This is a genomic window from Saccharothrix australiensis, assembly GCF_003634935.1.
Taxonomy (GTDB): Bacteria; Actinomycetota; Actinomycetes; order Mycobacteriales; family Pseudonocardiaceae; genus Actinosynnema; species Actinosynnema australiense.
Genome location: NZ_RBXO01000001.1, coordinates 2,264,752 through 2,290,829, shown reverse-complemented (window position 1 = coordinate 2,290,829; position 26,078 = coordinate 2,264,752). Strand labels below are relative to the sequence as shown.

21 protein-coding genes are annotated in these 26,078 nt (G+C 72.3%); 10 read left to right on the top strand and 11 right to left on the bottom strand.

What is annotated here, in order from left to right:
- Positions 1-10: 10 nt before the first annotated feature.
- Genes C8E97_RS10845 through C8E97_RS10830 form a run of 4 tightly spaced genes read right to left on the bottom strand, consistent with a single transcriptional unit; the run spans position 11 to position 5,007 of the window.
- A complete protein-coding gene (locus C8E97_RS10845) occupies positions 11-1,540 on the bottom strand; it encodes an aldehyde dehydrogenase family protein (protein WP_121004059.1) in 1,530 nt (509 codons plus the stop codon).
- A complete protein-coding gene (locus C8E97_RS10840) occupies positions 1,540-2,910 on the bottom strand; it encodes an acetyl-CoA carboxylase biotin carboxylase subunit (RefSeq protein WP_121004056.1) in 1,371 nt (456 codons plus the stop codon). Before C8E97_RS10840 ends, C8E97_RS10845 begins: the two co-directional genes overlap by 1 nt.
- Positions 2,907-3,437 (bottom strand): acetyl-CoA carboxylase biotin carboxyl carrier protein, encoded by a 531-nt coding sequence (locus C8E97_RS10835; RefSeq protein WP_121004053.1) that lies wholly within the window; start codon positions 3,435-3,437, stop codon positions 2,907-2,909. Before C8E97_RS10835 ends, C8E97_RS10840 begins: the two co-directional genes overlap by 4 nt.
- Positions 3,430-5,007, bottom strand: a complete 1,578-nt coding sequence (locus C8E97_RS10830; RefSeq protein WP_147455055.1) for an acetyl-CoA carboxylase carboxyltransferase subunit alpha/beta — start codon at positions 5,005-5,007, stop codon at positions 3,430-3,432. Before C8E97_RS10830 ends, C8E97_RS10835 begins: the two co-directional genes overlap by 8 nt.
- A gap of 299 nt (positions 5,008-5,306) precedes the next feature.
- On the opposite strand from C8E97_RS10830, the gene C8E97_RS10825 reads away from it, so the two are divergent.
- On the top strand, positions 5,307-8,228 hold the full coding sequence (locus C8E97_RS10825; RefSeq protein WP_121004047.1) for a beta-ketoacyl synthase N-terminal-like domain-containing protein: 2,922 nt from the start codon (positions 5,307-5,309) through the stop codon (positions 8,226-8,228).
- On the opposite strand, the gene C8E97_RS10820 is transcribed toward C8E97_RS10825, so the two are convergent.
- Positions 8,202-9,572 carry a wax ester/triacylglycerol synthase domain-containing protein gene (locus C8E97_RS10820; protein ID WP_170211746.1) on the bottom strand — a complete coding sequence of 457 codons (1,371 nt, stop codon included), beginning with the start codon at positions 9,570-9,572 and terminating at the stop codon, positions 8,202-8,204. The genes C8E97_RS10825 and C8E97_RS10820 overlap by 27 nt on opposite strands.
- Positions 9,573-9,813: 241 nt before the next feature.
- Here C8E97_RS10820 and C8E97_RS10815 point away from each other — a divergent pair, with 241 nt between their 5' ends.
- The gene (locus C8E97_RS10815; protein WP_170211745.1) at positions 9,814-11,313 is read left to right on the top strand and encodes a GMC oxidoreductase; all 1,500 of its coding nucleotides are present in this window, start codon (positions 9,814-9,816) and stop codon (positions 11,311-11,313) included.
- A 148-nt stretch (positions 11,314-11,461) separates the two neighbouring features.
- Here the strand turns inward: C8E97_RS10815 and C8E97_RS10810 are convergent, their stop codons facing one another.
- From C8E97_RS10810 to C8E97_RS10795, 4 genes are all read right to left on the bottom strand, one after another.
- Positions 11,462-11,782: a hypothetical protein gene (locus C8E97_RS10810; protein ID WP_121004041.1), complete on the bottom strand. Its 321-nt coding sequence runs from the start codon at positions 11,780-11,782 to the stop codon at positions 11,462-11,464.
- Positions 11,779-15,396 carry an ALF repeat-containing protein gene (locus C8E97_RS10805; RefSeq protein ID WP_121004038.1) on the bottom strand — a complete coding sequence of 1,206 codons (3,618 nt, stop codon included), beginning with the start codon at positions 15,394-15,396 and terminating at the stop codon, positions 11,779-11,781. The genes C8E97_RS10810 and C8E97_RS10805 overlap by 4 nt, the downstream gene beginning before the upstream one ends.
- Before the next feature lie 164 nt (positions 15,397-15,560).
- A complete protein-coding gene (locus C8E97_RS10800; protein WP_147455054.1) occupies positions 15,561-16,115 on the bottom strand; it encodes a hypothetical protein in 555 nt (184 codons plus the stop codon).
- Positions 16,116-16,367: 252 nt separating this feature from the next.
- Positions 16,368-17,081, bottom strand: coding sequence for an alpha/beta fold hydrolase (locus C8E97_RS10795; RefSeq protein ID WP_121004032.1), 714 nt, complete (start codon positions 17,079-17,081; stop codon positions 16,368-16,370).
- Between the two features lie 118 nt (positions 17,082-17,199).
- Between C8E97_RS10795 and C8E97_RS10790 the strand changes: the two genes are divergently transcribed.
- Positions 17,200-17,541 carry a winged helix-turn-helix transcriptional regulator gene (locus C8E97_RS10790; RefSeq protein ID WP_121004029.1) on the top strand — a complete coding sequence of 114 codons (342 nt, stop codon included), beginning with the start codon at positions 17,200-17,202 and terminating at the stop codon, positions 17,539-17,541.
- 346 nt (positions 17,542-17,887) lie between these two features.
- Here C8E97_RS10790 and C8E97_RS10785 read toward each other — a convergent pair whose 3' ends face one another.
- Entirely contained in the window at positions 17,888-18,178 is a 291-nt protein-coding gene (locus tag C8E97_RS10785) for a DUF4342 domain-containing protein (protein WP_121004027.1), read from the bottom strand.
- A 351-nt stretch (positions 18,179-18,529) separates the two neighbouring features.
- Here C8E97_RS10785 and C8E97_RS10780 point away from each other — a divergent pair, with 351 nt between their 5' ends.
- The 7 genes from C8E97_RS10780 to C8E97_RS10750 all read left to right on the top strand — a co-directional run bounded on the left by C8E97_RS10780 (position 18,530) and on the right by C8E97_RS10750 (position 25,033).
- Positions 18,530-18,943: a helix-turn-helix domain-containing protein gene (locus tag C8E97_RS10780; RefSeq protein ID WP_121004024.1), complete on the top strand. Its 414-nt coding sequence runs from the start codon at positions 18,530-18,532 to the stop codon at positions 18,941-18,943.
- 44 nt (positions 18,944-18,987) lie between these two features.
- The gene (locus C8E97_RS10775; protein WP_147455053.1) at positions 18,988-19,449 is read left to right on the top strand and encodes a hypothetical protein; all 462 of its coding nucleotides are present in this window, start codon (positions 18,988-18,990) and stop codon (positions 19,447-19,449) included.
- A 4-nt stretch (positions 19,450-19,453) separates the two neighbouring features.
- Positions 19,454-20,545: an MAB_1171c family putative transporter gene (locus C8E97_RS34405; RefSeq protein ID WP_170211743.1), complete on the top strand. Its 1,092-nt coding sequence runs from the start codon at positions 19,454-19,456 to the stop codon at positions 20,543-20,545.
- 134 nt (positions 20,546-20,679) lie between these two features.
- On the top strand, positions 20,680-22,089 hold the full coding sequence (locus tag C8E97_RS10765) for an FG-GAP repeat domain-containing protein (RefSeq protein WP_147455052.1): 1,410 nt from the start codon (positions 20,680-20,682) through the stop codon (positions 22,087-22,089).
- Between the two features lie 22 nt (positions 22,090-22,111).
- Positions 22,112-23,404, top strand: a complete 1,293-nt coding sequence (locus C8E97_RS10760) for an FG-GAP-like repeat-containing protein (protein WP_121004015.1) — start codon at positions 22,112-22,114, stop codon at positions 23,402-23,404.
- A gap of 391 nt (positions 23,405-23,795) precedes the next feature.
- Positions 23,796-24,545: an alpha/beta hydrolase gene (locus tag C8E97_RS10755; protein WP_246018799.1), complete on the top strand. Its 750-nt coding sequence runs from the start codon at positions 23,796-23,798 to the stop codon at positions 24,543-24,545.
- Positions 24,533-25,033, top strand: coding sequence for a hypothetical protein (locus C8E97_RS10750; RefSeq protein WP_211346966.1), 501 nt, complete (start codon positions 24,533-24,535; stop codon positions 25,031-25,033). Before C8E97_RS10755 ends, C8E97_RS10750 begins: the two co-directional genes overlap by 13 nt.
- 143 nt (positions 25,034-25,176) lie before the next feature.
- Here C8E97_RS10750 and C8E97_RS10740 read toward each other — a convergent pair whose 3' ends face one another.
- Positions 25,177-25,956, bottom strand: coding sequence for a glucose 1-dehydrogenase (locus tag C8E97_RS10740; protein ID WP_121004012.1), 780 nt, complete (start codon positions 25,954-25,956; stop codon positions 25,177-25,179).
- Positions 25,957-26,078: the final 122 nt, after the last annotated feature.

Sequence of the window (26,078 nt, the reverse complement as noted above, 5' to 3'; positions counted from 1 at the left end):
CGCGCCGGGGTCACGGGCCCAGAACCGCCGACTGGAGGTGGCTGGTCTTGAGGAACACGTAGGTCGCTTCACCGTGGACGCCACCCGACCGCCCCGTCCCCCCGTGGCTGGGCAGCAGGTGGACGAAGTCGAGGTGCGGTTGGTTCACCTTGAGCATGGCGCCGTTGCGCACACCGGCCACGAACCGCTCGGCTACAGCGGGATCACCGGTCCACAGGGAGTTGCGGAGGCCGTAGCGGTTGCGGTTGAGGAAGCCGATCACGTCCGAGAGCAGGCGTCCGTCGTCGGCCTCCGGGTGCGGTACGACCAGCGTCAGCAGGGGGAAGAACGTCTCCTCGCGGACCGCGCTCAGGCCGGCCGCGGTGCCCAGGCCGTCGACCCGGAGCAGGGTGGGCTCCAGGAACGGCCCGGCGGGGTGCGGTGTGCCGGCGAGGGTCAGCCGCCTGCCACCGCACACCAGGACCGCCCCGGCGGCCAGTGCTTCCCGCAGCACGGCGACGTGCGCGTCACCGGGCACGGGGGTGAGCAGCGTCGTGTCGTCCTCCGGCCTGCCGGGCCTGATCCCGGCGACCCGCACGCGCAGCGCCGCGATGAGGTCGTCGGCCACCGAGGGGTGGATCACGGCGCGGTTCGGGGCGATGCACATCTGACCGGATCCGTGGAAAGCCGCCACCAGGGACTCCACCGCGCCGGGGATCGAGGCGTCCTTCCACACGACCACCGTGTCGTTGCCCGACAGTTCGAGGACGGCCTTCTTCCCCCGGTCCGAGCACGCGCGCTGGAAGCCCAGACCGCGCTCGCTGTTGCCGTAGTACAGGATGTCGTCGACGCCGGGGTCGTCGAGCCAGTGCCGCAGCACGGAATCCGGTGCGCTGCAGAAGAAGTTCAGCGTTCCGGGTGGCGCGTGCGCCTCCTCCAGGCACGGCACGAGCACGTGGCGCAGCAGGAACGTCGTGCTCGACGGGAAGCGCCGGGGCACGCGGACGACGACGGCGTTGCCTGCCATGAGCCCGTGCAGTGCCGCGGTCGCGGCGCTGAACGCGGCCGCGTTGCCGGGCGGGTTGATCGCGAGCACCCCGTCGGGGTGGTGCTGGAGCACCAACCGCCGGTCGCCGTCACGCCACTCGCGCCGCACCAGGCCGAGGTACCAGCGGCACGACTCGGCGTCGAACATCCCCGACATGCTGTCGAGGAGCCAGTCGGCGATGCGCCGCGGGCAGCCCTCGGCCACGAGCAGGGCCGTGAACTCCCCGGCCGCGTCCGCCAACCGCCGGCAGAAGACCGGCCCCAGCGCGAACCTGTCCGCCGGTGGCACGTCGGCCCACAGCGGTGCCGCCGCCACGGCCGCGGCGGTGGCGGCGCGCACCTCGTCCGGGCCGGCGAGGGCGCAACGGCCGAGGATCGGCGGTCGGTGGACGGACCGGTCCGCCGAGAGGGAGGCCACGACGGGTTGGACGACCTGCTGGAGGACGAGGTCGCGGCCTGCGATGTGAGCGGTGTGGACCCGTCCCTGCGGCGCCGTGGTGTCGGGCGCGGCCATCAGGGTGCCCCCTCGTCGCTCGCGGTGCGGCGCGGGCGTGCCCGGTCGACCACCCCCGCCCGGTGCTCCCCGCCGGAGAACTCGTCGTGCCGCAGGATCGCGATCAGCGCCTCCGCGTTGTGGGTGACGCCGACGCAGGTGAACTCCTCCAGCGCGTGGACCAACCGGCGGCGGGCCGTGTCCCGGTCGGGTCCCCACGAGACGACCTTGGCCAGGAGCGGGTCGTAGTGGGGTGACACGGCGGTGCCGGGGGTGAGCCAGGTGTCGACGCGGATGCCCGGACCGCCGGGTACGACGAGGTCGTGCACCGTCCCGCAGCCGGGCGCCCAGTCGCGCTCGGGGTCCTCGGCGGTGATCCGGGCCTCCACGGCGTGCCCGCGCGACCACACGTCGTCCCGGCTGCACGGCACCGGCTCGCCCATCGCCTCGCGGATCATCCAGGCCACCAGGTCCTGCCCGGTGACCGACTCGGTCACCGGGTGTTCGACCTGCAACCTCGGGTTGATCTCGGTGCAGAAGAACTCGCCGCGGTCGTCGACGAGGAACTCGACCGTGGCGAGGTTGCGCAGGCCGAGGTGCCGCGCCGCGCGGACCGCCAGGTCGCCCAACGCCTCGCGCACCGCCACCGCGAGGCCGGGCGCGGGTGACTCCTCGATGAGCTTCCGGTTGCGCCGCTGCACCGAGCAGTCGCGTTCCCCGAGGCTGATGGCGTTGCCGTGGCGGTCGCCGAGGACCTGGACCTCGACGTGCCGCGCGTGCTCGACCCACTTCTCCACGTAGAGGCGGCCGTCCTGGAACAGGGCTCGTGCGGAGGCACCGGCCCTGCCGAAGCACTCGGCGAGGTGGTCGTCGCCGTCCACGCGCAGGACGCCGCGGCCACCGCCGCCCGACGCGGCCTTGAGCGCGATCGGGTAGCCGATGTCCCGCGCTTGGCGGGTCGCGTCGGCCAGGTCCGTCACGTGCGTCCGCGAGCCCGGTGCCACGGGCAGCCCCGCCCGCGCCATCTCGTCGCGCGTGGCGATCTTGTCCCCGAGCAGGGCGACGTGCTCGGGGCTCGGGCCGACCCAGGCGATGCCGCTGTCTCGGCAGGCGGCGGCGAAGTCCGGGTCCTCGGCGAGGAAGCCGTAGCCGGGGTGCACGGCGTCGGCGTCGACGCGGGCGCAGGCGTAGAGCAGCGCCGGGATGGACAGGTAGCTGTGCCCGGCTCGGGCGGGCCCGAGGCAGACGCGGTCGTCCGCGAGGCGTACCGGCAGGGTGTCGCGGTCCGCGGCCGAGTGGGCCACGACGCTGCGGATGCCGAGCAGCCGACACGCCCTGACGATCCGCACGGCGACCTCACCGCGGTTGCCGACGAGCAAGGTGTCGATCACGGGGCACCCACCCGGGGCTCCGGTACGCCGACCGGGTCGGGCACCAGGTCGATCAGGACCTGCCCGTACTCGACCACTTCGGCATCCTCGACGTGGATCGCGCCGACCGTGCCCGGCCGGTCCGCCACGACGGGGATGAACGCCTTCATCGCCTCGATCAGGCCGAGTTCGCGCCCGGCCTCGACCTGGTCACCGACCTGCACCAGCGGCGGTTCACCGGGCGCGGACCGCCGGTGGAAGACGCCGATCGCGGGCGCGGTGATCCGGACCTCGGCCGGGCCCGCGCCGGCGGGTCGGGGTTCGGAGGGTTGTGGTTCGGAGGGTCCGGGTTCGGCGGGTTCGACGTCGCCGTGGACACCCGCCGAACCGGGGTGCAGCGTGACGTCGAGCTCGAACCGGCCGTTGCGGACCCGGACCTGTCCCGCCCGGGCGGCCCCGAGCAGTGCCAGCACCCTCCGGACGGCTTCGACGGCCGCCGAGGCGTCGTCGTGCGGTGTGCTCGGCCCGTTCGCGAGTCGGTCATCCACGGTCGTCCTCGTCCGGTAGGAGGGTGGTGGCGCCGGGCAGGCACCAGTCGCCGCCCAGGGCCCGCAGCCGGCGGCTCCGGCGCGCCACGAGCCGCCGGCCGTCCAGCCCCCGGAGTTCGGCCAGGTGCCTGCGCAGGGCGTCGGCCAGCAGGTCCGCCGCGCGCGGCGGGTCGGCGTGCGCGCCGCCGGGCGGCTCCCGCACGACGTCGTCGACCAGCCCGTGCCGGTGCAGGTCGGTGGCGCGCAGGTGCAGCGCGCGAGCGGCTTCCGGCGCCTTGGCGCTGTCGGCGAACAGGATCGCCGCGCACCCCTCGGGGCTGATGATGGAGAACGTGGCGTTGTGCTGCATGAGCAGCCGGTCACCGATGGACAACGCCAGGGCGCCGCCGCTACCGCCTTCGCCGATGACGACGCACAGCACGGGAGTGGGCAGGCGCGCGGCGGTGAGCATGGTCTCGGCGATGGCGGCGGACTGGTTGTCGGCCTCGGCGTCGGCCTCGGGGTGCGCGCCGGGCGTGTCGACGAGCGTCACCACGGGGATGGACCACCGCGCCGCCAGGCGCATCACGCGCGCCGCCTTGCGGTAGCCGGCCGGGCTCGCCATCCCGCTGTTGCGCGATGGGCCCTCGGTGATCCTGTTGTGCCCGATGACGACCACCGGGTACCCGTCCAGCCGCGCGAACCCGGTGAAGACGGTCGCGTCGTCGCCGCGCCTGCGGTCGCCGTGCAGCTCGACCGCGTCGGTGAAGACCGCCGCCAGGTAGTGCGCCAGTCGCGGGCGGTGCGCCGCCCGCACCGCGACGACCGCGTCCCAGGGGTCGGCGTCGTCCTGTGGTGTGCGCGCCGCCGCGCGGTGCACCGGATCGCCGGTCTCCCGGCCCTGCGCGCGCCGTGCCGGCACCGCGTACGCCACCAGGCGGGCCACGCACCCCGGCAGTTCCCGGCGCGGCGCAACCATGTCCACGTGCCCGTGCCGCAGCAGGAAGGCGTCGGTCTGGAAGTCGGCGGGCAGGGCGCGCCCGGTGGTCTGCTCGACCACCCGGCGGCCGGCGAAGCCCGCCCGGGTGCCCTCCTCCGCCACCACGACGTCACCGGCGCTGGCGAAGGACACCTGGACACCGCCGATCACCGGGTCGGTGAGCACGCTGATGTAGGGGATGCCCGCGTCCCGGAGAGCGCTGATCGCCGCCGCGGTCTTGGCTCCCTGGAACAGGGCGAAAGGGCCCTCCTGCATGCGCCCGCCGCCCGAAGCCGACACGGTCACCAGCGGCACGTGCTCGCGTGACGCGATTTCCGCGGCCCTGGCGAGCTTCTCACCCGCCACCACCCCCAAGGACCCCCCGAGGAAGTCGAAGTCGAACACGACCACGACGACCCGACGGCCCGCGATGTCGGCGGTGCCGGACACCGCCGACTCCCGCAGGCCGGTCCGCGCGCGGGCCCGGGCGCAGCGCTGGGGGTACGGTGCGCGGTCGCGGAAACCGAGCGGGTCGCCCGGCGTCAGCGTCGCTCCGAACTCGCGGAAGGTGCCCGGGTCCACGAGGGAGGCGATCCGGTCCGCGGCCGGCATCCGGAACGGTGCCGCGCACGCCGGGCAGGTCCACGCGGGCGGGAGTGCGCGACGCGGCCACCACCTGCGGCACCCGGCGCAGCGGCGCCACCGGTTCGCGGTCGCCCCGACCCTGGCGAGCAGGTCTTCGACCACGTGCTCCACCTCCCGCCGAGGACGCGACCGGTCAGGGCCGGCCCCATGGTCCCCGGTCGGTGCCGCCCGTGCCTCCGAGACGAAGGTCCCGGGACGTACGGCACTGGCGGCGTCCGCCGGGTCGCGCGGACGATGTCCTGACTCGATCGAGGCGAGGGCCGGCCATGACGCGTGGGAACGACGAGCCGATCGCCGTGGTCGGCGCGGGGTGCCGCTTCCCGCGCGTCCGGGGACCCCTGGCCCTCTGGCGGGCCCTGTGCGACGGGGTCGACGTCGTGGGCCCGATCGGCGCGGACCGGTACGGCCTCCGAGCGCTCGCCGGCACCGACGAGGGCAGCCGGCACCGACCCGCCCCGCGCATGGCGTCGATCGAGGACGTCTCGTCGTTCGACGCCGACTTCTTCGGCATCGGCCGCCGGCAGGCCGCGCACATGGACCCCCAGCAGCGGTTGGTGCTGGAGACGACGTGGGAGGCTTTCGAGGACGCCGGTGTCGTCACCGGCGGCACGGCGACGCGCCGGACGGGCGTGTTCATGGCGAAGGCCGCGTCGCACTACTGGCACCTGCTGGCGCGGGACGGTCTGCTGGACATGTTCTCGGTGATCGGGGCCGCCGGCAGCGCCGGCCTGAGCGGGCAGGTGTCCTTCCAGTTCGACCTGCGCGGCCCGAGCATGACCGTCGACACCAACTGCTCGGGCGGGTTGGCCGCCGTGCACCTGGCGTGCCGGAGCCTGCGCGACGGCGAATGCCGACTGGCGGTGGCGGGAGCGGTCCACCTCGTCCTGTCCCCGGAGGAGACCATCGCCTACGGCCGGGCCGGCGTGCTGTCCGCCAAGGGGCGCAGCGCGTTCGCCGACGCCGGGGCGGACGGGTTCGTGCGGGGCGAGGGGTGCGCGGTCGTCGTGCTGAAGCCGCTGTCCGCCGCGCGGCGGGACGGTGACCGGGTGTACGCGGTCGTGCTCGGCAGCGCCGTCACGAACGACGGCCGCGCGAGCCCGACGATGCTCGCCCCGGCGGCGGCCACGCAGGAGGAAGTCCTGCGCCTGGCCTACCGGGACGCGGGTGTCGAGCCCGCCAGGGTGTCGTTCGTCGAGACCCACGGTGTCGGCACCCCGGCCGGGGACCCGGTGGAGATCGCCGCGCTGGCGTCGGTGCTCGGTCCCGGACGGCCGCCGGGCCGCCCGGTCCTGCTCAGCTCGGTCCGGGGCAACTTCGGCCACCAGGAGCCGGTCGCGGGGCTCACCGGACTGCTCAAGGCCGCCTTGGCGCTCCACCACCGGCTGCTCCCCGCGACGCTGCACCACACCACGCCGACGCCGGCGCTGCGGTGGGACGGGTCGCGCTGCTCGGTGGTGACGAGGTCGACGCCCCTGCCCGACCGGGACGGCCTGGTCGCCGGTGTCAACTCCTTCAGCGTCACCGGCACCAACGTCCACGCCGTGCTGGGTTCCGCCGACCACCCGGTGCCGGGTGGCGCACCGGACGTGGGTCCTTTCGCACTGGTGCTCTCGGCGCGGCACCCGGACAGCCTCGACGCCGCCGCCGCGGCCCACGCCGAGTTCCTGGAGACCTCGCCCGAGGTGCCGCTCGCCGACGTCTGCCACACCGCGGCGGTCCGCCGGGCGCACCACCCCTACCGGCGCGCGTTCCGGGCCCACGACCGCGCGGGCATGGTGGAGGCCCTGCGGCGGGAACCCCGGCCGCTGCGCGCCACCCCGGTGGGCAGCCCGCCGGGTGTGGTGCTCGTCCTCCGCGATGAGCCGACCGACCACGCGGTGGTGGAGGAGTTGTCCCGACGCAGCAACGCGTTCCGCGACGCCGTCCGGGAGTGCGCGGCATCGCCGCGACGAGCAGCCGGCCCGCTCCACCCCACCGCCCCGGACCTCGCGTCGAGGCCGCTGCCGGCGGGGCTGATCGCCCTGTGGCGCGACTGGGGCGTGCGGCTGACGACCCCGCCCGGCAGCGTGGCGGCGCGCCGGCCCGGCGACGGTGTCGACGCGGACCGAGCGGCCGAACCGCGGCTCCCCCCGGTCACCAGGGTCGACGCGCCGGGAGCCGCCGCGTCCGACGACCTCGTGCTGCACCTCACCCCGGCCGGGGTCTTCCTGGGCGACCCGCCCGCCGCCGGGTGTGCCGGCTCGGTGTGGGAGTCCCTCGTGGCCGCCGCGGCGGACCTCTACGAAGCCGGGCACGCCCTGCGGTGGGAGCGGATCCTGCCCGCCGGCCGGCAGGTGAGCCTTCCGCCCTATCCCTGGCGCCGGCGGCGGTACTGGGCGCCGACCACGGGCGCACCAGCCGAACGTGCCCACCCGCTGCTGCCCGACCACGCCACCGAGGAACGCGGGGTGCGGTGGCGCACCACCGCCACCCCCCGTGGAGGCGCCGGGGACCGGGGCACCTCCGGTGCTCCGACGGCGGGAGGGCTGGTCGAACTGGCGGCGGCGGTGGCCCACCGCCTGTGCGGCTCGGCCCCGGCCACCGTCGAGGACCTGAGCGTGGTCCTCGACCCGGCGTTCCGGCACGGCTCGGCGCTGGAGGCCGCCGGGGTGGCGGGACCGCCCGGCCGCTGGCGGTTCCACATCACCGAAGCGCCCGGAGCCGATCGGCCGGCGGCACGGGCCCGCCTGGCGGAGGGGACCGCGCGCGTGTCGCGGCGGCGCGAGGCCGGCGATCTCCCCGCCCTGTTGCGCCACCGGGTGCAGCGCACCGGTGGCGGCGCGGCGCGACCACGCGGACCAGCCGCCGACCCGCGGTCCCCCGGTGTGCGCGTCGCGGAGCGGCACGGGAACTCCGTGCTGCTGCGGTTGACCGGCCCGGCACCCGGCGAGGTGGACTTCGGGTTCCCCCCGGACCTGTTGGACGGGGTGCTGGGGGCGGCGACCGGTCGCCACGCGGCCGACGCCGTGCTCACCGTCGAGCGGACCACCGTCGTCGGCCGCTGGACCTCCTCGATGTGGGGACTGGTGACCGGCACCCCGCAGGGCGGCCCCGCGGACGTCCTGGTGTGCGACGACGACGGTGCGGTGCTGGTCGAGCTGGGCGGTGTCCGCTGGGCCCCGTCACCCCTGCGGGCCTGCACCCCGTGACGACCCCGCGCGGCCGAACCGCTCCCGCGCCTCCTCCCACTCCCGGTGGAGGAACTCCATGAGCAGCAGGGGTTCCCTGATCGCCGCCGGATCGAGGTTCACCCCGATGTGGCAGTTGGCGGCATAGGAGACCAGCACCGCGTTCGCCGCTCCGAGCACCACGGGCGCGAACGGGTACACCGCCTCGACCAGGGCGCCGGCCAGCCGGACGCGCTCGGGCGTGCCGGGGAAGTTCGACGCGATCAGGTCGTTGCCCCGGAACAGCATCTTCTCGGCCGCCGCGATGACCGGCGCGGGCAGCGGCGTGGCACAACGGGCCAGCACCCCCAACGCGCCCAGCGCCGTGCCGCCGCGCACCGCCGCGACCGCCGCGCGCACGAGCCGGACGCGTTCGGCGAAACCCGCACCGCACATCGGGCCGGCCAGGCGGTGGCTCGCGAACTGGTTGCCGCCGAGCGCGGACCTCGCGGTGCGGGTGCTGATCGGCATGAGGACCGGCAACTCCGCGCGCCGGACGCCGAAGTGCTCGTGGTAGCGGCCGAACGCGCCGAGCAGGAGCGCGAGGTAGGCGTCGTTCATCGAGCCGCCGACCGCTCTGCCCACCGCGCGCAGGTCCGCTGTCGGCAGGGTCATGGTGCTGAGGGACCGGGTCCTGCTCCGCCCGCTCAGCAGGGGGGACGGTGCGGCGGCGGGCAGCACGGTGGCCTTGAGCACGGCGTGCGCGGAACGCGGGGCCCCGAGGACCGCGGAGAGCAGCTTCGCGGCGCGGGCCCTCTCCGACACCGCGCCGTCGGCGGCGGGCGGTTCGGGGTGCCGGATGGGACCGACGGGGTGGTCGGGCGTCGCCGCTTCGTGCAGCACCGCCGCGAGCTGGGCCGCGCCGATGCCGTCGCACAGGCTGTGGTGCAGCTTGAGCACGTACGCGGCGCGGTCCCCGTCGAGCCCTTCCACGAGGATCGCTTCCCACAGCGGTCGCGTGCGGTCGAACGGCGCCGAAGCCGCGGTCCCGGCCAGGTCGAGGAGCTGCCGCGTCGCGCCCGGCGCCGGCAAGCGAACCCGGCGCAGGTGGTGCGCCAGGTCGAAGAGCGGGTCGTCCCGCCACCAGGGCCGACCCAGCCGCAACGGCGGTTCGACGACCCGTTGGCGCAGTCTCGGCACCAGTCGGCTGGTCAGCTCGTGTCGACGCACCAGGCGCTCCCAGTCCGGCGCGCGGTCCAGCACCTCGACCGCGAGAACGGTGACGCGGATGCGGGGATCGGTCTCACCGCGCCAGAACATCGTCTCCATCTCGCTCATCCGGGGTTCGGCGACCCAGGACGGCGGATCGGCGGGAGGTGTCGGCATGGGACCTCGATTCGGGACCCCCGTGGACATCCACCCGATTGTCGGGAACACCCCCGCCTGCGGCCACCGGCACTTCGCCCCGGGACCTTCGGGGCACTCCGGGCGGAGCAGGCCCCCGTCGCGGTGTCCGGGACGTTGGGCACTGTTGCCGGAGGCCCGCGAGTGTGACGGGATGGACCCATCGGTGCGACCGTGCGGCCGCCGGTGCGGACCGGTGCCCCCGACGACTCGAGGAGCTGTGATGGCGCGCCCGGCAGGCAGGACACCCGTCCGGCAGGAACACCGCCAGGCGGTCGTCGTGGGCAGCGGGTTCGGCGGAGCGGTCGCCGCCCTGCGCCTCGCCGAGGCCGGCGTGGCCACCCTCGTGCTGGAACGCGGTCGGCGTTGGCGCGGTGGACCGGCGGGCGACCCGTTCCCCCGGCTGTGGCGGCCGGACCGCCGGATGCGCTGGTCGGCGCGCACGCCCCCGACGCACGGCACGCGGCCGGTACTGCTGCCGCGATACGCAGGTCTGGTGGAGAAGGTCGTCGGACGCGGGATACGCGTCCTGTGCGGAGCAGGCGTCGGCGGGGGCTCGCTGCACTACGGCGGGGCGTCCATCCGTCCCAGCGAGGAGTTGTTCGGCCGGGTCATGCCCTCCGGCGTCGACTTCGAGGAGATGGACCTGACCTACTACCCGCGGGCGGCGGCCGCCCTGCGGCTCTCCCCCATCCCCGACGACGTCCTGCGCCACGAGCGGTACACGTCGAGCCGGAGGTTCCTGGCCGACGCGCGCGAAGCGGGCTTGCGGACCTTCCGGATCCCGCAGCCGGTGGACTGGGACGTCGTGCGCAGGGAACTCTCCGGAGGGCTGCCACCCTGGTCCACCCGGGGCGAGGTCCACTGCGGGGTGAACAACGACGCTCGGCACTCCGTGGACAAGACCTATCTGGCCGCCGCGGAAGCCACGGGGTTGTGCGAGGTCGCTCCCCTCCACGTCGTCCGGGAGCTCACCGGCGGCACCGGCCGCCGCTACACCCTCACGTGCGACCGGATCGCCACCGACGGCACCGTCCTGGAGCACGTCGAGGTGACCACCGACGCGGTGTTCCTGGCCGCCGGCTCGGTCGGCACATCCGAGCTGCTGGTGCGCGCGAAGGCGACGCGGGCACTTCCCGATCTGCCCGATGAGGTCGGCGAGCACTGGGGCGACAACGGGGACCGTATCCACCTGCGCGCCTTGCTGCCCTACTCGACCCTGCCCCACCAGGGCGGACCCGCGTGCGTGGGAGCGCACGACTGGGAGTCGTCCCCGACGCCGGTCACCGTGCAGCACGTCCCGCTGCCCTTCGGGGTCGAAACCAGGAGCGCGCTGCTGGGCTGCATGGGCCTGTCCGACGGTCGCGGCGCGTTCCGGTACGAATCCGGGACCGGCAGGGTCCGGCTGACGTGGCCGAGGGCCGCCGACCGCGGCGCCGGACGAGCTGTCCGGGCTGCCGTCGCCAGGTTGACCGACGCCGGCGGCGGTGTCGCGGCCGACCTCACCGCCACCTACCCGCTGACCCTCCACCCACTCGGCGGCGCCGTCATCGGGCCGGTCTGCGACCAGGCCGGGCGCGTGCACGACCACCCCGGCCTCCACGTCGTCGACTCCGCGCTGATCCCCGGCTCCACGGGCTGCTGCAACCCCTCGTGGACCATCACCGCCTTGGCGGAGCGGTGCATGGACCGCCTCCTGTCGAAAGGCCCCCACTTCTCCTGACACGTCGACGAGTCGGTGGCGGTCGACACACAGCTCCCACCCGCGACTCCAACCCGGCAGGATCGAGCGGTCCAGCCGCCCGTCGGCACGGAAGCGGTTCGCCCCCGGTGGGATTCCTCCCCCGGGGGCGAACCGCTGCCGGCCGGCGTCAGCGCACCTCGACCTCGACCCCGTACCACTGCCGGAACGCGGCAGCGAGTTCCTCTCCCGCGTAGCGCGGAACGCGACCTCGCCACCACGGCACGTCGTCACGCACCGGTTCCGGCCGCAGCAACGCGCGGAACCGCTCGTCCAGTGACGACAGCTTCTCCATCACCCACTCGGGTTCGGTGTCGGAGGACACCGCGGTCTCCAACGCGTCCCGCACGCGCAGGTCGAAGTGGTACTCGTCGATGTTGTCGTCGTAGGACTCCTCGACGAGCTGCACGAACTGCTCCCACTGCTCCAGCAGGCTGTTCGACGTGGTCATTTCGTCCGGTTGATCTCGTTGACGAAGTACTGGTAGGCGTAGTCCTTCTGCGGGACCTTACCCGCGGGGTCGGTCGGTCGGAAGAAAGTCGTGATCACGCCGTCCTTGCTCCTGCTCCCGATGATGCCGGTGTTGGGGTCGAGCCGCCAGGTGGACCAGTCGGTCTTGCGCACGCCCTCCAGGACGTGCTCGGGCTTACCGCCACCCAACATCGCACGTGCCGCTGTGCGGTACTCGGCGAACGAGCCGAACTCGGGCATGTCCGGACCGCCCGCCTTGACCGTCGACTTCCCGTTCTTCAGGATGACGCCCTGGACGTGCTTGGCGTAGTGCTGGAAGGCTTTCAGGTCGTCGAGGAAGTCACCGACCTTGACCAGGCTGCTGCCCCTGGCGAGTTCCGCGATCTTCGGCACCCTGCCCGCCGCGCCACCGATCCTGCCCGGAACGCCGACGGGGCCGCCCATCTCCGGCAGGATCATCCTGGCCTTCTTGTAGTCCTTCAGCATGTTCGTGAGGTCCGGGCCGCACAGGTTGCCGCGGCTGCCGCAGTACAGCTTCAGGAGTCGGGCGGGCGCGTCGTCCTGCCCCCTGAGCTCCTCGAACTGGATGAACATGGCGTTGTCGCCGAGCATCGCGTCGAAAGCTTCCGCGAGCTGTTCGCACGAGCCGCCGAGGTTGCGCGGGAGCTGGATGCCGTTGAGGAAGCAGGTGCCGTCGTGACCCTTGATCAGGATCGTGGAGTTGCCGTACTCCCTCACGTCGATCGCCGGGGCGTTCTCACCCGGGCGGATGTCCTCGTTCTCACGGCGCTGGAGGTCGATCGATGCCTGCCACGCCTCGGACGCCGCCGCAGCCGCGGCCTTGGCGTCGAGGCCCGCCATGTCCGCCAACGCCCGCGCGGCGCGGGCGAGGGCCGCCGCGTCATCGGCGTAGCCGCGCGCCTGGTGGGCCGACGCCGTGGCCGACGCCGCGGAACCGGCCGCCTGCCGTGCGGCCGCGGCGGCGGACGCCTCGGCGTCGCGGGCCGCCTTGGCCGACGCGGCCGCCTGCTCCGCCGACCGCTGAGCGTCCTCGGCGGACTGGTTCGCCTCACGCGCGTACCCCGCCGCCAGGTCGGCGGATTCCTTCGCCTGCCGGGCGTGGTGCTCGGCCTCCGCCGCGGCCTGGCGGGCCACCGCGGCCACCCGCTGGGCCTCCGCCGCCTGTGACTGGGCGGTCGCGGCGATCTGGGCCGCGTCGGCCACGTAGCCCTTCACACGTGCCGCGTGCGTCGCGGCGTCCTGGTCACGCCGCTGCGCCTGGACCAGGCCGACCTGGAGGAACCGCGTGACGGAGGACGGTGGACCGGCCAGTGCGACCTCCGCCGCCGCGCCGACCTCGGTGAGGGTGTCCGGGGACGTGTCCAGCGACTGGGCCGCCGCGACGCGCTCGTCCTGCTGGCGCGCGGCGAACTGCCCGGTGCGGAGGAACACGTGTTGGTCGTGTTCGGTCCCCTCCAACGCCTTCTGCGCCGCGGCACGTGTCGCGGAGCCCCCGGTGTTCATGATCTGCGCGATCTTGACCCGGTCGTCGACGTACTTGCCCTCGTAGTGCTGCGTCCGCAGGAACTCGCGGACCGCCGCGCCGTCACCCCGCGCCGCGGCCTCGGCCGCGGTGCGCAGCGCCGGTTTGTCCGAGGTGTTGCGCAGCTGCTCGACCCGCGTGCGGTCGTCGTGCTCAGCGGCGGCGGCCCTCTGCCGGGAGAGCCACTCGAACACCTCTTCCTCGGTGCCGCCCAACGCGTTGAAGGCGGCCTCCCTGGTCCAGGCGCCGCCGGTGCGGGTGAGCTGGGCGGCGGCTTGGCGACCCTTGGCGACCCGCACCTCCCGGACCGCGTCCGGGGCCGTCGCCTCGGCGATCAGCTGACGGGTCCGCGCGGTGATCCGGGTGTCCTCGGGGTCGTCCCACGCGGGTTCGACCGGCTGCGCGTCGTGCTCCGCCCTCGCCTCGACCGCCTCGGTCTTCAGCACGGCGGTCGTCGTGGCCAAGCGCACGCGGTCCGCCTCGCGGGCCGCGGCCTCGACGTCCTTGGCCTTGAGCGCCGCCGACGTCGCGGTGTTCGCCGCGGTGGTCGCGTTGTTCGCGGCGTCGGTTGCCCGACGCGCCGCGTCGGCGGCCTCGCCGGCGTGGTCCGCGGCTTCCTCGGCGGCCGCAGCGGCGTTCTCCGCGTGCGCGGCCGCCGATCGGGCCGCGTCCCGCGCCTCGTACGCGGCCTGTGCGGCCCGGCTCGCCAACCCGTTCGCGTCGCTCGCCGCACGGGTCGCGATCTGGGCGTAGTTGTGCGCCCGAGCCGCGGCTTGCCTGGCACGGTCGGCCTCGCTGTCCGCGATGCCGGCCTGGTTGCCCGCTTCCGCGGCGGCGGCAGCGGCTCGATCGGCGTTGGTCGCGGCCGCGGCGGCGGCGTTGGCGGCGTTGCCGGAAGCGCCCGCCGCGTCACCTGCGGCCTGCGCCGCGTCAGAGGCCAGCTTCGCCGCCCTGGCCACGTCCCGCGCGCGTTCCGCCGCCTCACGCGCCTGCTGGGCGTCCTGCTGGTTGGTCGCCGCGTCGGACGCCGCCTGGTACGCGGCGGCCGCGGCATTGCCCGCCAGCACCGCGGCACTGGCGGCACGGGCAGCCGCGTTGGCCGCGACGCGAGCCGCGTTGTTCGCCGCCGACGCCGCACCGATGGCCACCTCCGCGGCCTTCGCGGCACCGGCGGCTGCGTCCGCCGCCCGCCCTGCCGCCGCGGACGCGCGCTCGGCGTCGTCCTTGGCGGCGGCCGTCTCCCGCGCGGCGCGTTCCGCGGCCTCCTTGGCGAGCGCGGACGCCTGCACGGCCTGCTCGGACGCTTCTTTCGCCCGCTCGGTCTCGACCGCGGCCGTGGCGCCCGCTTCCTTGGCCAAGTCGACGAGTTGGACGATGGTCAGCGTCTCCTGGTCGCGCTCGCGCGCCACGTGCCGGCCGACTTCGAGGTAGTCCAGCACGTCCTCGCCGGTACCGGCGAGCGCGACCTCGGCGGTGCGCCGGACCTCCGGACCGCCCGCGTTCATGATCTGCGTGACCTTGAGCCGGTTGTCCACCTCGCGGGCCGCGAACTGGCCCGAGAGCAGGAAGGTCTCCCTGTCGTCGTCCGTGCCGAGCAGCGCCCGCTGCGCCTCGCGGCGCACCACCGACCCGCCCGCGCTCATGATCTGCGTGACACGTACCCGCTGATCCAGCGCGGACGGCGCCTGCCAACCGCCGACCAGGAAGGCGCGCAGTTGCTCCGGCGTGCCCGCGAGCGCCGCGCCCGCCGCCTCCCGCAGCTTGCGCCCACCGATCGCGATGATCCGCGTCGCCCGTATGCGGTCGTCGAACTCCGACGCGGTCTTCGCACCGGTTCTCAAGTACTCGCGCACGGCCGCGTCCGACGACAGCAGCGCGGCCTCGGCCGTGCGCGCCACGACGGGGCCACCGACCCGCATCAGCTCGACGACCCGCTCACGATCCGTGCGTTGCGGTCCCTCGTCGGCGATCGCCGCGGGAACACCCGCCAAGCCCGCTGTCACCACGGTGAGAACGGCCGCGCAAAGCAGCCGCACCCCGACCTTCTTCACAGCCTCACCCCAGACTCTCACTCGGACGCCATCAAGGACGACCGCCTCGGCAAGTGGAGCCTCGGCCGGCGTCAGGTACCCGTGCTGCCGATAGCCCGCGTCCGAAGGGACCGCACGCGGACGAGGACGACCCGCTGCCCGGTCCACCACAGGTCGGTGGGTGGTCAGCGGCTGGCCGTGAGCTCGATGAGCACTCCGGGCTTCCCGGTGACACCTTCCCCGATGGGGAAGGGCTTGTCCTTCCGATCCACGACCGTCTGCCGCACCTCGCCGCTGTCGGTGGTCCACGAGGCCACCGAGCGGTAGTCGTTGCCGAACACCAGGAACGCCTCGGGAATCTCCATGGTCAGCGAGCCCTTGTCACCGACGACCTGGAAGCAGAAGACGTTCTCCGGCGGCAGGAACGCGGTGCTCTCCACCCGGATCTGATTGGCGTTCGCCCGGCACTCGACCAACATGATGTTCCCATCGCCCTTCTTCAGGCGAATATGACGCCGTTCCTCAATGGCCGCCGCACCGGGGTGGTCGAACGTCTCCACCAAGCTCGACTGGGTCTCCTCAGCGGCGGCAGCGGCGGACGGTGTATTGTCGAGTACGAGTGCGGCGCCTCCCGCGACCATTCCCAGAACGGCCGCGACGCCGAAAATCCGCATACCGGATCGTTTGCGCAAAGCTTCCCCCTGTAGGGCCTGTGACGTGCGTTCATCCAGCTCGAGCACGAAGCGCGCGCGAGGTGCCGGGGCACCCCGCAGCTGAAGATCATCGATGACAGCGCACGGTAATCCAACCGGCTATGCCGTACGTCACAACCTGTAACGCCGACCGCGCATCGGTTGCACAGACCTCGGCAACGCGCGCTGTGACGTTTTGAGGAAATGTGTCGCGGGTGGCAACCGCCTCGGATTGTCGGCGAACCTCGCCGGCCTGCCTTGAGCCGTCTTCCGGCGCTGCGGGCCCGAGGTGGCCACGAATCAACGACTCGGGCGCCAGGCTGTCTCGATCAGCAGCTCGACCAGTTCGGCGGGCATGGTGATCATGCAGTCGTGGCCGGTGGGCAGTTCTCGCACCAGTTCGCCGGTCGGGACGGGGCGTCGGGTGATGCCCGCCGGCCGGTCCGCGACGCAGTGGATGTGCGTGCGCGGGATCGTGCGCGCGGCCGGGTTGTCCAGTCGGACCGGCTCCAGCAGGCACCGCACCGGCTGGTCCGACAGCATCGAGCGCAACCAGGCGATGTCGTCGGGATCGGTGACCCCGAACAGGCCGAGCGGTGGTGGCTGCTCCGGCATCGGCGGCACCCGCCAGCCGTCCACGGCGTGGTCGATGAGCTGCTTGGTGACGGGGAGGACGTCGACCGCGGTTTCACCGTCCTCGGGAACCATCGCGTCGAGGAACACCAGGTGCGCGATCCGTTCCGGGACCCGGTGGGCGACCCCTGAGATGACCATCCCGGCGTAGCTGTGCCCGACGAGCACGACGTTGTCGAGACCTTCGTCGTCGAGCAGTCCGGTGATGTCGTCGACGTGCGCGCCGAGCCCGACCGCGGGGCTCAGCAGGTGCGCCTTGTCGCCGTAACCGGTCAGCGACGGCGCGAACACCCGGTGCCCGGCCGATTCCAGCAGCGGAACCACGCGGTCCCAGCTCCGCCCGCTGTGCCAGGCGCCGTGTACCAGCAGAAATGTGGCCATGGTCGGGTGGTTCCCCCTTGTGCCTCGGTATCCTTCGGTAACCGGTCACATCGTGATCCACCCGGCGCGCGCCGGGCAATACGGCACTTTCCGGTGCCCCGGTTCCCTGGAGGTAACCATGCAGGACCCGTGCCAGGCCCGCGAAGTCCTGGGGATCGTCGGGGACAAGTGGGCGCTGCTGATCGTGCGCATGCTCAAGGACGGCCCGCGGCGCTTCACCGAGCTGAAGCGGTCCATCGACGGGATCAGCCAGCGCATGCTCACGGTGACGTTGCGCGACCTTGAGCGCGACGGGATCCTGACGCGCACGGTCCGCGACGTCATGCCGCCGCACGTCAGCTACGAGCTGACCACGATGGGCCGGACCTTGGGCGAGGCCACCGCGCCGCTGCTCGAATGGAGCATCACGCACCTGCCCCACATCGACGCCGCCCGCGCTGCGTACGACAACCGCCGGTAGCGCTGTGCTCCCGCCAGGGAGGTGTCGGCTCCACCTGGCGCAAGCCCGCATCGGGGTGGGTCGGTTCGTGCCCGCCGAACCGGTACACCTCATACCCACGCAGTCGTAGCCGTCCGTCCTCGGCGACCGTCTGCGAGACGGCCTGGGAGAACGGTGTCGTTGTGCGCGTAGTGCTGTCGGCCGTCGACCTGCACGTCGTCGGGTCATAGTGCCGATGGATCTGCGGTAGAAGGTCGCATGCTGATCGACCGCGAGCTGTACCTGCCGGAATCGCTACGACCATGTCGAGCAGCATGCGGCCCCCGCCCGCATTCACGTCCCTACAGACGTAACCCGCGGCTGCCGGCTACACCTGTCCGGTGTCGACCGTCGTCGCGGGCCGGCTACCGGGCCGTTGGCGGTTCTCCAGCTTGATCCCGCACCTGCCGACCAGCGCAACACCGGCACCGATCGTCGTGGCCACCGGAGCGGCCAGCGCCGCGACCACCCCGAGAGCCACCGGCACCTCCAGCACCACGTCGTCCTTGCTGTCACGCACCACAACACGGCGGTTGATGCCCTCGTTGACCAGTCCGCGAACGGCGTCGACCACGGCATCGACGGCGGCGCGGGAGGACTCGGGCTTGGATTCGCTCATGACTCTCCTCGAACTGCGGATATCCCTTGACGCCTCCAGCGTGCCCGCGGTCGGACCGCCTGCCATCAGGGTTTCCCCTGACCCCTGCCTGATTCATCCCTCAGCATCCATCCCTCAGCGCACCGCTCACCGCCGCCGGTCCCGTGGTCGGGTGACACGCGAGGCTTCCTCGCCCGGATCGTCGAGCGTCGCCGCGCCGAACTCCACCTCGGCACCGCCCCGCTCACCCTGACCGACGGGACCGCGCCGCTGCCGCGGCGCGGTCCACGGTGGAATCGGCGCGGATCGGGCGCGTTGATACTCTCGCCGAAAACGCAGGTGGGTACGCTCTTCGCGGTGGGAGGAGGGAGCATGGACGGGCAGCCGGGACCGGTGCCCCGGACGTTGCCGGAGAAGGTCGACTACCTGATCCGCAACGTGCACCCGCGTGGGCGCAAGCCGTACACGCACCCCGAGATCGCCGAGCAGACCGGGCTGTCGACCGGGCTGCTGTCGGCGTTGCGGTCCGGCAAGAACCAGAACCCCACCAAGGACACCCTCGAACGCCTCGCGCGGTTCTTCGGCGTGCCCGAGGCGTTCTTCTTCGACGAGCAGACCGCCGACCAGGTCACCGCCCAGATCGCGCTCGCCGCCATGCTGCGCGACGCGGGCATCGCCCAGGTCGCCGCCCGCATGGTCGGGCTGTCGCAGGGCAGCCTGGAGGCGGTGCAGGCGATGACCGAGCAGCTTCGCAAGCTGGAGGGCCTGGAAGCGGACGACGCTTGAGGTGGTGGTCCACGTGGCGGGTGCGTCGTCGCTGCCGTCGGGTGGTGGCCCGGCTGGACTTCCCGGACACCTTCGACCTGGCCGAGCTGTGCCGCCGGGCCGGGCGGGCCAGGGGGCGGCCGATCGAGCTGGTGCCCGCGAACCTCGCGGCGCTCGGCGTGTCCGGGCTGTGGATGGCCGCTGACGCCCTCGACTACATCTGGTACGAGCAGAACACCTCCGTGCCGCACCGGGAACATGTGATCCTGCACGAGCTCGGCCACATCCTGTGCGAGCACGGCAGCGGCGGGCCGGCGGGCGAGGTGTTGTCCGCGTTGTTCCCCGATCTCGACCCGGCGGTGGTGGGGCGGATGCTGGCTCGACGGCACGACGCCTACACGAGCGGGCAGGAGGCGGAGGCCGAGTGGTTCGCCCACGAGGTGCGGGCGCGGGCGGATCGCGTGGTCCGGCCGCGCGGCGGTGGTGACGGGATGACCGACCGGCTCGGGCGAGCGTTGGAGGACTGAGGCGGTGACGCCGGCCAACTGGATCCAGTTCGGGTTGATCGCCGCTTCCGGGCTCGCGTGCGCGTACCGGCTGCGGTCGGTGCGCCGTCACCCCGGGGACGCCACCGTGCGGGCGATCTTCCTCGGCCTGCTGTCGTTGACGGTGGTCTTCCTGCTCGGATCGCCGCAGGTCTACTGGCCCGTGCACCGGGTGCTGGGTGAACTTCCCCTGATGCCCCAACTGGTCCAGCACTTCTTCGCCATGCTCATGGCGCACTGCGCCGAGGTGTTCATGGTCCGCGTCGCCACCGCGCGACCCGAGCGCGGGGTGCGGCTGCGGCGGCGGCTGCTGATCGGGGCGCTCGTGCTGCTGGGCGCGTGCTACGCGGCGGGGCCGCTGCGACTGGGTCTGCCCATCCTGGCGCCGGAAGGCCACGCCGACTTCGGCGTCACGCTCTACGTGCTGGCGTGGCAGAGCTACACGTGCCTGGTGCTGATCGACATCGTGCAGATGTGGTGGCACCGGCCCGCGATCACCGGGAAGTACCTGCGCGCCGGCGTCACGATGATGGCCGTCGGCGCGGCGGTCGCGCTGCTCCAGGTCGTGCACAAGATCGCCTACCAGGTGACGGTGAACGCGGGCGGGCGGCTCCCGTGGCAGGAGAGCGGTTCCTACGGCATCCAGGCCGTGCTGCTGATCCCGGCGACCTTCCTGCTGATGGTCGGTATCACGCTGCCGTCGTGGGGGCCGCGCGTGGCTCGTCGCCGGGCGCGGTTGCGGCGCTACCGGCGGATGGCTCCGCTGGAGCGCGCGCTGCGCGAGGCGTGCCCGGAGGTCGTGACCGGTGACCGCCCGTTCCGGTTCCAGGTGCGCTACCAGCAGCGCGTCATCGGCATCCGGGACGCGCTGATCGGCCCGTTGCACCCGTTCCTGCGCGCGCCGGAGTCGAGTGGCGACGCGGGCGCGGAAGCCCGTGCCATCGCGGACGCGATCGGGCGCAAGCGCGCCGGTGCCCCGCTCGGGTCCGGGGCCGCCCCCGCGTTGACCTCGGGAGCGGACCTGGACGCCGACGCGGCCTGGCTGGCGCGCGTGAGCAGCGCGTTCGACCGCCTGTGAGTCACTGAAGTGGCTGTACTGCGCCACGAAGTCACCTTGTTGACTGTCTTCGCCATCCGTGGTTACGCTGCGACGGACTAATGAAGTGATCGAACGAGGGTTCGAGTTCTACTTCAGTGACAACTGGGGGAAGTATGTCCAGATGGAAAGCGATGGCGCGCGCCGTCGTGGGGGTCGCCGTGATCGCGGCCGTCAGCGCCACGGTCGCACCGGCGGCTCACGCCGCACCACCCGCGCCGAGCTTCGGGCCGCAGATCGACGCGTACGCCGCGAACGACCCGCAGCGCACCTGCGACCCGACGCCCAAGCCCGGGGTCGTCGACATCAAGAACCTGCTCGTGTCCACCTACGGCCGCCCCAGCTCGGGCATCAGCCGGGAGTGCGGCAAACCCGGCAACAGCGAGCACAAGGAAGGACGCGCGCTGGACTACCCGTTCAACGCGTTCGACGCCGGCCAGCGCGCGCAGGGCGACGACCTGGTCAACTGGCTGCTGGCGACCGACCAGTACGGCAACCAGCACGCGCTGCTCCGCCGCATGGGCATCATGTACATCATCTGGAACCGCCAGATCTGGTCGACCAGCACGTTGAGCTGGAAGCCCTACAACGGTGCGAGCGCGCACACCGATCACGTGCACCTGAGCTTCAGTTGGAGCGGCGCGCTCCAGAAGACGAGCTGGTGGAGTCCGCTCAAGCCGATCGACCGCTCCGAGGGTGACATCACCGGTGACGGTTACGCCGACCTGACGACGGTGACGGCCGAGGGTCGGTTGGCGGTGTTCGGCAACGGGATCCTGGTGCCGGGTAACAACGGTGTTCCGTTCCACGGGGTGATGTGGCAGACGGACAACACGAACTGGAACCAGGACGCGGTGTCGATCACGACGGCCGACGTGACCGGTGACCGGTTCGCGGACTTCCTGGTGCTGACCAACACCGGCAAGTTGCAGATCTACGGCAATGGTTTCCTGCTGAACCCCGACCAGTCCCCGTTCACGGGGGTGTGGCGGCAGTACGACAACTGGTCGGGTTACCGGAAGATCGCCGCGGGCGACATCAACCAGGACGGGTTCGCGGACCTGGCCGCGGTGACGTCGAGCGGCAAGTTGGAGGTCTTCCTCAACACCAAGCAGGTCGGCGACGGCCAGTCCCCGTTCTCCGGCCCGTTGAAGGTCTACGAATCGGGCTGGGGCACGGACGTCATCGACATCGCATTGGGTGACGTGACCGGCGACGGCTACGCCGACCTCGCCGCGATCCGCACCGACGGGTCACTGCAAGTCTACGGCAACGGAATCCTCCTGCCAGGACGCGAAAACACTCCATTCTGGGATGTTTCCTGGCAGGTGGTCAGTGGATGGAACACCGTCTACGACATCAGTCTCAGTGACATCACCGGTGACGGGTTCGCGGACCTGACCGCCATCACGACAGGGGGCGAGTTGCAGGTCTACGGCAACGTGATCGGCCACACGAAGACCGACTACTACACGGGAGCGCACTGGCGTTACCCGACCTGGTCCGGCGTCCACCACGTCGCCTGATCCGGAAGGGAGCCGAGAAGCGATGAAGTGGGGATACCAGGCACTCGGGATCGTGGCCGCGATCGGCCTCGCGCTACCGGTCGCCGCCGCGCCCGCCGTGGCCGCGCCGCTCGACGCCCCGGCCGACCTGTGCGCCACCGTCGGCGATAACGCCGGGTTCACCAGGACGGGGAACCTCGTCACGGCCGTCGCGATCGCCCTGGCCGAGTCCGGGTGCAACCCGGCGGCCACCGGGCACAACACGAACGGGACGATCGACCGCGGCCTGTGGCAGATCAACTCCATCCACACCCAGTTCTCCAACGCCTGCACGTACGACGCGCAGTGCAACGCCAACGCCGCGTACGCCATCTACCTGGGCCGCAACAGCACTTTCCAGGCATGGGTGACGTACAAGACCGGCAAGTACAAGCAGTACCTGGACCGCGCGCAGGCCGCCGTCAACCGGCTCGGGACGCCTCCGGCACCCCGTGACCGGTCGGAGGGTGACATCACCGGTGACGGTTACGCCGACCTGACGACGGTGACGGCCGAGGGTCGGTTGGCGGTGTTCGGCAACGGGATTCTCGTGCCGGGCAACAACGGTGTTCCGTTCCACGGGGTGATGTGGCAGACGGACAACACGAACTGGAACCAGGACGCGGTGTCGATCACGACGGCCGATGTGACCGGTGACCGGTTCGCGGACTTCCTGGTGCTGACCAACACCGGCAAGTTGCAGATCTACGGCAACGGGTCACTGATCAACGCGGACCAATCGCCGTTCACCGGCGTGTGGCGGCAGTACGACAACTGGTCGGGCTACCGGAAGATCGCCGCGGGCGACATCAACCAGGACGGGTTCGCGGACCTGGCCGCGGTGACGTCGAGCGGCAAGTTGGAGGTCTTCCTCAACACCAAGCAGGTCGGCGACGGCCAGTCCCCGTTCTCCGGCCCGTTGAAGGTCTACGAATCGGGCTGGGGCACGGACGTCATCGACATCGCATTGGGTGACGTGACCGGCGACGGCTACGCCGACCTCGCCGCGATCCGCACCGACGGGTCGCTGCAAGTCTACGGCAACGGAATCCTCCTGCCAGGGCGCGAAAGCACTCCATTCTGGGATGTTTCCTGGCAGGTGGTCAGTGGATGGAACACCGTCTACGACATCAGTCTCAGTGACATCACCGGTGACGGGTTCGCGGACTTGACCGCCATCACGACAGGGGGCGAGTTGCAGGTCTACGGCAACGTGATCGGCCACACGAAGACCGACTACTACACGGGAGCGCACTGGCGTTACCCGACCTGGTCCGGCGTCCACCACGTCGCCTGACAAGCGATGTGACCACGGGCTCCCCGTCCACGCTGTGGGCGGGGAGCACCCGTTTCCTCGGGCATCAAGTGACCGGAGCACTTCACCACGTGTCGACGCCTGCTCACCGGGTGAAGGTCCTCGCTGGACCGGAGTCCCAGCGCTGCCTCCACCCGCCAGGTCCGGGGGGGACATGAGTCCCGACGCGGGCCTGCGGCAGCGGCGCGACCGCCCGAGCCCGACTACTCGGTGGTGACGACCGAGGAACTACTGGCCTACCGCGAGGCGGAGAACCGCTTCCGGGCCTCCAGCGCGGCGCGGGCGATCCTCGGGGAGCCGGACCCCGGCGCCACGATCGATTGGCAGGAGATCGCACTGCCCGGCCCTACCGGTCCGGGTCTACCGGCCGGCGGTGACGGGAGGCGGCGAAGCCGCGGCCCGAAGCGACCTGCCACTGGTGGTCCACGTCCACGGGGGCGGCTTCGTGGGCACGGCGGTGCAGTGCGACTGGACGAACAGCCGCCTCGCCGCGCGGCTGCCCGCCCTCGTCGTCTCGGTCGAGCACCGCCTCCTCGCCCCCGGCAGCCCGCTGGCGAACGCCGCCGACGACGGCTGGGACGTGCTCCGGCACGTGGTGCGGCACGCCGCGCAGTGGGGCGTCGACCCGGCGCACGCGGCCGTGTTCGGTGAGAGCTGCGGCGCGCTGATCAGCGCGCTGACGGCCATCCGGGACAGGGAGGCCAACCTGGAACTCAAGGCCCAGGTGCTGGTCAACCCCGCGGTCGACGTGACCGGGACGATGTTCGAGTACCCCTCCATGACCGAATACGCGTACCGCCCGAGCCGGGCCCTGCCGCTGCTGCGGCTCTTCCAGCGGCTCGCCGTCCCGCCGGGAGCCGATGCCGGCGCCGTCTCGCCGCTGTACGCCGACGACCTGAGCGGGCTCCCCCCGGCACTCGTGGTGGTGCCCACCCGGCACGCGGTCGCCGACCACGGCCGCCGCTACGCCGAGCGGCTGAGCGAGGCAGGGCCCCCTGTGCGGCTCTCCGAATACCCGGGCGCGAAGCACGCGTTCCTCACCCTGCCCGGCGTGGAGCCACAGGCCGAAGCCGCCCAAGCCGAGATCCTCGCGTTCCTCCGCGCCGCCCTGTGGTCAACCTGATGGCCGGCGTCGCCATCGACGACTTGCGTCGGACCCTCGCCACCGGCGCACCCATCATCCGCGCCATCCCGCTGCCCGCGGTGCGCGAGCGCCGCTCCGTCACCGTGACCTGCCCTTCGCACCCGGCGGTGGACGCTCTCTTCGAACAACTGGGCGGTGCGCTCCCGGTCGCGGACGAGAACGCCTTCAACGTCTTCTCCGCACTCACCGGAACCCTCACCGCCCACTACGCCTACCTCGCCACGATCACCTCGTGGGCCACCGACCACGGCATCGCCCCCGACGCCGCCGATCGGTACGTGCGCGGCCTGTTCCAGAACGTCGGCCGCTCACTGAACGACGAGAGCCGCCCTCTGCACCAGCTCGCTGCCGATCACGAGACACCCAAAGGGAACAACGAGCGTATCCGCACCACGTGGTTCGACCCGGCCAACGCCGCAGCCCTCATGGAGGCATTGGACGGCCTCCTGTCCCATCTGGAGCAATAGACTCCCGGCGGGACTGGCTCCGCGACGAGGAACGGCGACCCCGCGGCGGGGGTGGAGTCGACGGCTCGTCGGATGTGGTTGGGCAGGTGGGACGAAGACTCGTCCCGTGCGGAGTCTTTCGACCCGATCGGCGTCCGGACTGCTCACGCGGTCTCGGCCTGAAGGGCGGGGCCGAGGAGGAGCCCACCGTCGATGACGTACTCCGACCCCGTGATGAACGACGCGTCCGATGACGTGAGGAACAGGAGAAGCCGGGTGACGTCGGTCGGCTCTCCAAGTCGGGGGATGGCGAACGGCTCGGGTGAGTAGAAGTCGGCGATTGCCGCGGTGGCGCCGGCTGCTGGTTCGTGGATGAAGGGGGTCGCGATCACGCCGGGGTGGATGGTGTTCACGCGGATGTGGTCCCGGCCGAGTTCGAGCGCCGCCGTGCGGGTGAGACCTCGCACGGCCCACTTGCTGGCGACGTACGGCGCGTAGTGCGCCGTGCCGCCCAGGCCCATCGTCGAGGCGATGTTGACGATGGCTCCCCCTGCCGCGCGGCGCAGAGCGGGGGTGGCGACCTTGATGCCGAGGAAGGTCCCTGTGAGGTTGATGCCGAGGATGCGCGACCACGTGGCCTGGTCCGTCTGCTCGATCAGCGCCGGCGGGTTCTGGACGCCCGCGTTGTTGACGAGCACGTCCAGGGCGCCGAAGGCGCTCTCGGCGGCCAGCACAGCGGCGGACCACGAGCTCTCGTCGGTGACGTCGAGGCGGGTGAAGCGAGCGCGGGTGCCGAGCTCGTCGGCGAGAGCGGCGCCGCCTTCGGTGTCGATGTCGCCGATCACCACGTTCGCTCCCTCCGCGTGGAAGGCGCGTACGTGGCTCGATCCCTGGCCGCCGGTCCCACCGGTCACGAGCACGGTCTGGTTGTCGAAGCGGTTCATCGGATGTTCCCTCGGTACGTGGGTGACCGACCGGGCTCGTAGGCGATGAACGGCCGGCCGATGGTGAGCCAAGTGACTCACCACTGCCTCGACACTAGGGGGGCGGCAGTGGTGAGTCAAGC

What these genes read in the sequence shown, in the direction of transcription:
- C8E97_RS10845 (WP_121004059.1), bottom strand. Translation starts at nt 1,540, where the DNA reads ATGGCCGCGCCCGACACCACGGCGCCGCAGGGACGGGTCCACACCGCT.
- C8E97_RS10830 (WP_147455055.1), bottom strand. Translation starts at nt 5,007, where the DNA reads ATGCCGGCCGCGGACCGGATCGCCTCCCTCGTGGACCCGGGCACCTTC.
- C8E97_RS10825 (WP_121004047.1), top strand. Translation starts at nt 5,307, where the DNA reads ATGACGCGTGGGAACGACGAGCCGATCGCCGTGGTCGGCGCGGGGTGC.
- C8E97_RS10820 (WP_170211746.1), bottom strand. Translation starts at nt 9,572, where the DNA reads ATGCCGACACCTCCCGCCGATCCGCCGTCCTGGGTCGCCGAACCCCGG.
- C8E97_RS10815 (WP_170211745.1), top strand. Translation starts at nt 9,814, where the DNA reads ATGGCGCGCCCGGCAGGCAGGACACCCGTCCGGCAGGAACACCGCCAG.
- C8E97_RS10810 (WP_121004041.1), bottom strand. Translation starts at nt 11,782, where the DNA reads ATGACCACGTCGAACAGCCTGCTGGAGCAGTGGGAGCAGTTCGTGCAG.
- C8E97_RS10795 (WP_121004032.1), bottom strand. Translation starts at nt 17,081, where the DNA reads ATGGCCACATTTCTGCTGGTACACGGCGCCTGGCACAGCGGGCGGAGC.
- C8E97_RS10790 (WP_121004029.1), top strand. Translation starts at nt 17,200, where the DNA reads ATGCAGGACCCGTGCCAGGCCCGCGAAGTCCTGGGGATCGTCGGGGAC.
- C8E97_RS10785 (WP_121004027.1), bottom strand. Translation starts at nt 18,178, where the DNA reads ATGAGCGAATCCAAGCCCGAGTCCTCCCGCGCCGCCGTCGATGCCGTG.
- C8E97_RS10780 (WP_121004024.1), top strand. Translation starts at nt 18,530, where the DNA reads ATGGACGGGCAGCCGGGACCGGTGCCCCGGACGTTGCCGGAGAAGGTC.
- C8E97_RS10765 (WP_147455052.1), top strand. Translation starts at nt 20,680, where the DNA reads ATGTCCAGATGGAAAGCGATGGCGCGCGCCGTCGTGGGGGTCGCCGTG.
- C8E97_RS10760 (WP_121004015.1), top strand. Translation starts at nt 22,112, where the DNA reads ATGAAGTGGGGATACCAGGCACTCGGGATCGTGGCCGCGATCGGCCTC.
- C8E97_RS10740 (WP_121004012.1), bottom strand. Translation starts at nt 25,956, where the DNA reads ATGAACCGCTTCGACAACCAGACCGTGCTCGTGACCGGTGGGACCGGC.